The sequence below is a fragment of the Nocardia sp. NPDC060220 genome (assembly GCF_042727815.1).
GTDB lineage: Bacteria > Actinomycetota > Actinomycetes > Mycobacteriales > Mycobacteriaceae > Nocardia.
In genome coordinates this window covers 1-5372 of record NZ_JBHWZY010000471.1, presented here as the reverse complement: position 1 = coordinate 5372, position 5372 = coordinate 1, and the positions used below count along the sequence as shown (strand labels likewise).

Annotated in this window: 5 protein-coding genes and 2 pseudogenes; 1 reads left to right on the top strand and 6 read right to left on the bottom strand. The window is 65.7% G+C overall.

The window, feature by feature from the left end; genetic code table 11:
* Positions 1 to 147: pseudogene (locus tag ACFWF3_RS22730) on the top strand (glycoside hydrolase family 15 protein); the annotation flags it as partial.
* Here the strand turns inward: ACFWF3_RS22730 and ACFWF3_RS22725 are convergent.
* The 6 genes and pseudogenes from ACFWF3_RS22725 to ACFWF3_RS22700 form a co-directional block, all read right to left on the bottom strand.
* Positions 147 to 515 (bottom strand): annotated as a pseudogene (locus ACFWF3_RS22725) (extracellular solute-binding protein); the annotation flags it as partial. The pseudogenes ACFWF3_RS22730 and ACFWF3_RS22725 overlap by 1 nt on opposite strands.
* A gap of 21 nt (positions 516 to 536) precedes the next feature.
* The gene (locus tag ACFWF3_RS22720; protein ID WP_379315187.1) at positions 537 to 1403 is read right to left on the bottom strand and encodes a carbohydrate ABC transporter permease; all 867 of its coding nucleotides are present in this window, start codon (positions 1401 to 1403) and stop codon (positions 537 to 539) included.
* Positions 1400 to 2311 (bottom strand): carbohydrate ABC transporter permease, encoded by a 912-nt coding sequence (locus tag ACFWF3_RS22715; protein ID WP_378989547.1) that lies wholly within the window; start codon positions 2309 to 2311, stop codon positions 1400 to 1402. The genes ACFWF3_RS22720 and ACFWF3_RS22715 overlap by 4 nt, the downstream gene beginning before the upstream one ends.
* Positions 2312 to 2469: 158 nt before the next feature.
* The gene (locus ACFWF3_RS22710; protein WP_379315186.1) at positions 2470 to 3360 is read right to left on the bottom strand and encodes a L,D-transpeptidase; all 891 of its coding nucleotides are present in this window, start codon (positions 3358 to 3360) and stop codon (positions 2470 to 2472) included.
* 320 nt (positions 3361 to 3680) lie between these two features.
* Entirely contained in the window at positions 3681 to 5018 is a 1338-nt protein-coding gene (locus ACFWF3_RS22705) for a cytochrome P450 (RefSeq protein ID WP_379315185.1), read from the bottom strand.
* 8 nt (positions 5019 to 5026) lie between these two features.
* The coding region (locus ACFWF3_RS22700; RefSeq protein WP_379315184.1) for a serine hydrolase at positions 5027 to 5372 on the bottom strand (346 nt) is incomplete at its 5' end.

Sequence of the window (5372 nt, the reverse complement as noted above, 5' to 3'; positions counted from 1 at the left end):
GCCTCGCTCCCCGAGGAGATCGGCGGCGTCCGCAACTGGGACTACCGCTTCACCTGGCTGCGCGACGCGGCCATCACCCTCTCCTCGCTGCTGCGCACCGGTTACCGCGAGGAGGCCCGCGCCTGGCGCGAGTGGCTGCTGCGCGCGGGTTCGATGGCCTTGCTCAGCGCGTAGTTGAACCACCAGACATCCGACAGCACCACAACATCGGGCAGGTCACCACCGGTGAGCGCGGCGTTGAACTTCTGCGCCACCTCCTCGTAGTTCTTGCCCGCGTCGACCAGGTTCACCTTCAGGTCGGGGTTCTTCGCCTGGAACCGGTTGATCAGCTCCAGCTCCAGCTCCTTGGAGGTGCCGGGGTGGTTGGACCAGAAGGTGATGGTGTTGGCGTCACCGGAATCACCGGATCCGCCGCCGGTGCCCGCGCACGCGGACAGCGCCGCGGCAGCGGCGACGCCGCCGGTCAGGCCGAGGAAGCCACGGCGGCTCAACGCCGGGAATCGTGAGTTGGACACTGGCGAACTCCTGTTCGAGATCTATCCCTTGACCGCACCGGAGGTGAGGCCCTTGATCATGTGACGTTGCAGGGCAAGGAAGACGATGAGGATCGGCAACATGGTGAGCACGGTGCCCGCCATCACCGGCCCCCAGTTGGTGACGCTGGGGTTCTCGGTGTTCTGCAGCAGGGTCAGCCCCACCGGCAGCGTCGCGACATCGGCGGAATCGGCCATCAGGAACGGCCAGAGGTACTCGTTCCACTCGTTGACCAGCGTCACCACCGCGAACGCCACCATCGTCGGTCCCGACATGGGCAGCACCACGCGGGTGAGCAGCCGCCACCAGTTCGCCCCGTCCATCCGCGCCGCCTCGATCACCTCGGCGGGCAGCGACAGGAAGTGGTTGCGCATCAGGAAGGTGCCGAAGGCGACGCCGCAGAGCGGAATGATGATGCCCTGGAAGGTGTTTCGCCAGCCGAGCTGTGCGATGAACGCGTAGTTGGAGATGACGGTGATCTGGTTGGGCACCATCAGCGCCGCGATGATCACCAGGAACACGATGTTCTTGCCGGGGAAGCGCAGGAACACCAGGCCGTAGGCGCTGAACACCCCGAGCGCGAACTTCACCACCGACACCACGCCGGTGACGATCAGCGAGTTGCGCAGGAACGTCCAGAACGGCACCGTGGTGGTGGCGTGGCTGTAGTTCTCCGGATGCCAGCTGTGCGGCCAGTAGACCGCGGGCTGGGTGTAGATGTCGGAGCGGTCCTTGAGCGAGGTGATCAGGATCCAGAACAGCGGGACTCCGACGATGATCAGCACACACACCATCGCCGCGTAGCCGAGTCCGGTGACGGCACGTTCGCGCCGCTTGTACGAGAGTGTCTGCGGGCCTACATGTTTCATCGTTCGCCTCGGTCCATCACGCGCACCTGGATCAACGTGACCACCAGCAGCACCACGAACATGATCGTGGCCACGGTGGCGCCGTAGCCGGCCCGGAAATTGCGGAACGACTCCTCGTACACCTGGAACACCATCGTCGTCGTGCCGTTGCCGAGCGGTCCGCCGCGCGTCATCACATTGATGATGTCGAAGACTTGCAGCGAGTTCAGCAACACGGTGATCGACAGAAAGAAGGTTGTCGGACGCAGTTGTGGCAGAAGAACTTTCGTGAATCGGGTCCAGCTGCTCGCGCCATCCATTTCGGCTGCTTCGAGCAATTCGGCGCGCACGCCTTGCAGCGCGGCCAGATAGATCACGAAGGCATAGCCGAGGTTCTTCCAGATGTAGGTGAGCGTCACCATGAACAGGGCCCAATTCGGGTCCTGATAGAAATCCGGCACATTGTCGACGCCGAGCCGGTGCAGGACGTCTTGTACCAGACCGAAACTCGGATCGAAGATGAATTGAAAAGCTACGCCGATCGCCGCGCCCGAAATCACGAACGGGGCGAAAATCGCCGAGCGGACTACATTGCGCCCGAACAGTTTTCGATCGAGCAGCATGGCGAGCGCGAGACCGAGCGCCATACTCACCACAACCGCCGCCACGGTGAAGATCAGCGTATTGCTGACGACCTTCCATGAGTCGTCGCGCTGCCACCACTCGATGTAGTTGTCGAACCCGACCGAATTCGCCACCGGGTCAGCGATATTCCAGTCGGTGAACGATAGCCGGATGTTATCGGCAAGCGGTCGGTAAACGAACAGGGTGAGCAGCGCCAGGTTCGGCACCACGAGTACCGCGAACAGCGCGTAGTCCTGCCACGGACGGCTTCTCCCGGGGAGTACCCGCTCTGGACTCTTTCGCACCGCGGCAGCTTTACGGTGCATGGCGAACCATTGGTTAACCCTGCCCGCCGATTTCCTGAACATCGGGCACACAGTGCCGATTACAGCAAAAACCCGAACAACACGACCTCGATTGATCGTATTGTTCGGGTTTTGTTCAGCGCAGTGCGCTCAGTACATCAGTTCCAGTCGCCGAGACCGTCGCCCGCACTGAGGGTTCCGCCCTGGGTGCCGGTGATGACCACGGCGTCACCGCGGTGCGAGTTCTCCAGGAACCACTTCGCGTCCTCGGTGCTCACGTTGAGGCAGCCGTGGCTGGCGTTGGAATAGCCCTGCTGCGCAACCGACCACGGTGCGGCGTGCACGAAGATGCCGCTGTTGGAGATGCGGGTCGCGTATTCGACCTCGAGCTTGTAGCCCTCGGGATCGGTGACCGGCACGCCGTAGGTGGACGAGTCCATGGTCATCTTCTCGAGCCGCTCACCCACGATGTAGGTGCCGTTGGGGGTCTCGTGGCCGGTCTTGCCGAGCGAGGTCGGCATCTCGCGCACGACTTCACCGTTGATCGTCACGACGATCATCTTGGTGGCGTCGTCGACGGTGGCGACGAACGCGTCACCGATGTGGAACGCGCTGGAGGTACCACCCGCGACCACGGTCACGTTGGTGTTGGCCGGCCAGAACTCGGTGGGCTTCCAGCGGACCTGCTTGCTCGAGGTCCAGTAGAAGTAGCCGGGCGCGTTGGTGCTCGAGGTGACCTTGATGGCCCGCTCGGCGGCCGCGCGGTCCTCGACCGGCTCCTGGAAGGTGACGATGATCGGCTGCGCGACGCCGACGGTCTCGCCGTCGGCGATGTTGATGTTCGGCGGTGCGAAGGGCGCCTGCTGCGCGGGCTCGTTCACCGCGGGCTGGCTCGAACCGGCGCCGAAGCCCGGCAGAGTCGGCTGAGCCTGCGCGGGCACGGCGATCAACGCGCCGGTCGCTGCGATCGCTGCCGACAGCAGCAGACCCCGGCGGAGCCAGTGCGATTGCCGCATATTTGCCTCGTAGTGCATAGGTTTCTCGTCCATTCCATCTCTCGTTCCGCATGCGGCGGCGCGAGATCTACTCAGTGACGCTCGTTCTCATGTGCCGTAGAGGCCGCAACGGGTCTCTACGGGGTAACGACTTCCCCGACCCTGACCCTCCATTACTACCCGCACCAGGTGACACGGTGCCAGCCGCGCCGAGCGGTGATAACAGGCGCGCAACTATGTGCTGTGGGTCACATAACATGCTGTTATTCATCGGCTTCCGTCAAACGCCGCGCTCACAGCGGCGAGTCGGCAGCGGTGCGTGCGAACAGCGGGGAAACACACCGGTGTGACTCTCAAACGTCACGTGAGGCAGATCACCCGGTGCGTGTGAAGTGGATCGCCCGATCCGGTGCGGTCGCGAGATTGCGGGGCACGGTGCGCGGTCGCCCACCGAGCGCCAGCGCGGGATCCAGGGTCAACCGGACCTCGGTCAGCAGCGTTGCCAGCACGATCCGCAGCTCGTAGTCGGCCAGTGTCGCGCCGATACAGCGCCGGTGACCACCGCCGAACGGCGCGAACTCGAACGGCGTGACGGTGCGGTCGAGGAACCGGTCGGGGTGGAACAGGTGCGGTGCGGGCCAGGTGGACGGTTGGCTGTGCAGGACGCCGACGGCGAGGCCGATGGTGGCGCCCGCCGCCACGTCGACCCCGAGCCAGCGCAGCGGCTCCTTCACCGTGCGCAGCACGATCGGCACCGGTGGATGCAGGCGCAGGGTTTCCTGGCAGACGGCGTCGAGCAGCGGTAGCCGGGCCTGCTCGGCCGGGTCGCCGCCCGCGGTGGGTAGTTCGGTGAGCAGTCGGGCGAGCAGGCCGGGTTCGCGGTGCAGGTGATACAGCGCCCAGGTGAGAGTGGTCGCGGTGGTTTCGTGGCCCGCGACGAGCAGGGTGCGCAGCTGCTCGCACAGTTCGGCGTCGGTGAGGGTGGTGCCGTCGTCGTAGCGGGTGGCGAGGAGAAGATCGAGCAGGTCACCGTCGGCGGGGCCGGTGCGGCGCCGGCGGGTGATGTCGGCCAGGATCAGCTCGTCGAGCCGCTCCCGAGCCGCGGTGAACCGCTCCCACGGACCGAAACCGCCGATGTCACGGCGCAATACGGGTGCCACCAGAAGCGGGGTGGTGAAGGCGGTGAGGAAATCGGTGACCACGCCGCCGTATTCGGCCGCGCGATCGGAATCGGCGCCGAACACCGCGGCGAGGATGACGCGCAAGGTGATGGCGCGCGCGGCCGCGAGCGCATCGATTCGCGTGCCGAGTTGCCAGGGACCTCGCGCGCCATGATGGATCTCGTTCAGTGTTGCCTCGCGAATCAGCTTGCCCAGCAGTCGCACCCGCGCGCCGTGCAGTGCGGGCGCCAGCAGCGCGCGATCGGTGCGATGGCGCGTCCCCGAACTCAGAATCAGCGATGCGGCCCCGACCATCGGCTCGATCGGATTGGGCCGCGGCGGCTCCAGCAACGCCACCGGCGCCCGGAACAACGCGCGTGCGCCCTCGGCCGTTCCGGTGAACAGCACCGGCGGAAACCCGGGGAACCCGACTGCGAACGGATCACTGCGCGCGGCGCGTCGTCGCAGGTAGCCCTCGAAATCCCGCCCCGCGGCCACGCCGTGCAGCAGGGACAACCGCGGCGCGGTGGGCGCGGGGCTCGGCGAACTCATACCTGGTACTACGTGGCATCTCTTCGAGAGGTTCGATCGCCCCGCACCGTCCCCTGCGCCATCGCCGCCAGCTTGGCCAACCGCGCGTCACCGAGCGCCGTCACGGCCCCGCCCAGCCGATTGGTGACGAACGCGATCGACATCCCCAGATCGGGATCGGCATAGGCACCGGAACCGCCGACACCGTAGTGGCCGAAGGCATGTCGTGGTTGCTGCTTGGTCATCAGTACCGGCCGGTGGTAGCCGAGGGTGAACCGCAGTGGCAGTCCGAGGACATAGTCGCGGCTGCTGGTCTGCTGGGTGCGGTTGATCGTCTCGATCGTCTCCGGGCGCAGGAACCGCACGTCGCCCACC

Bases quoted from the DNA above. Each gene is read 5' to 3' on its own strand.
- ACFWF3_RS22720 (WP_379315187.1), bottom strand. From the start codon at position 1,403: ATGAAACATGTAGGCCCGCAGACACTCTCGTACAAGCGGCGCGAACGT.
- ACFWF3_RS22710 (WP_379315186.1), bottom strand. From the start codon at position 3,360: ATGGACGAGAAACCTATGCACTACGAGGCAAATATGCGGCAATCGCAC.
- ACFWF3_RS22705 (WP_379315185.1), bottom strand. From the start codon at position 5,018: ATGAGTTCGCCGAGCCCCGCGCCCACCGCGCCGCGGTTGTCCCTGCTG.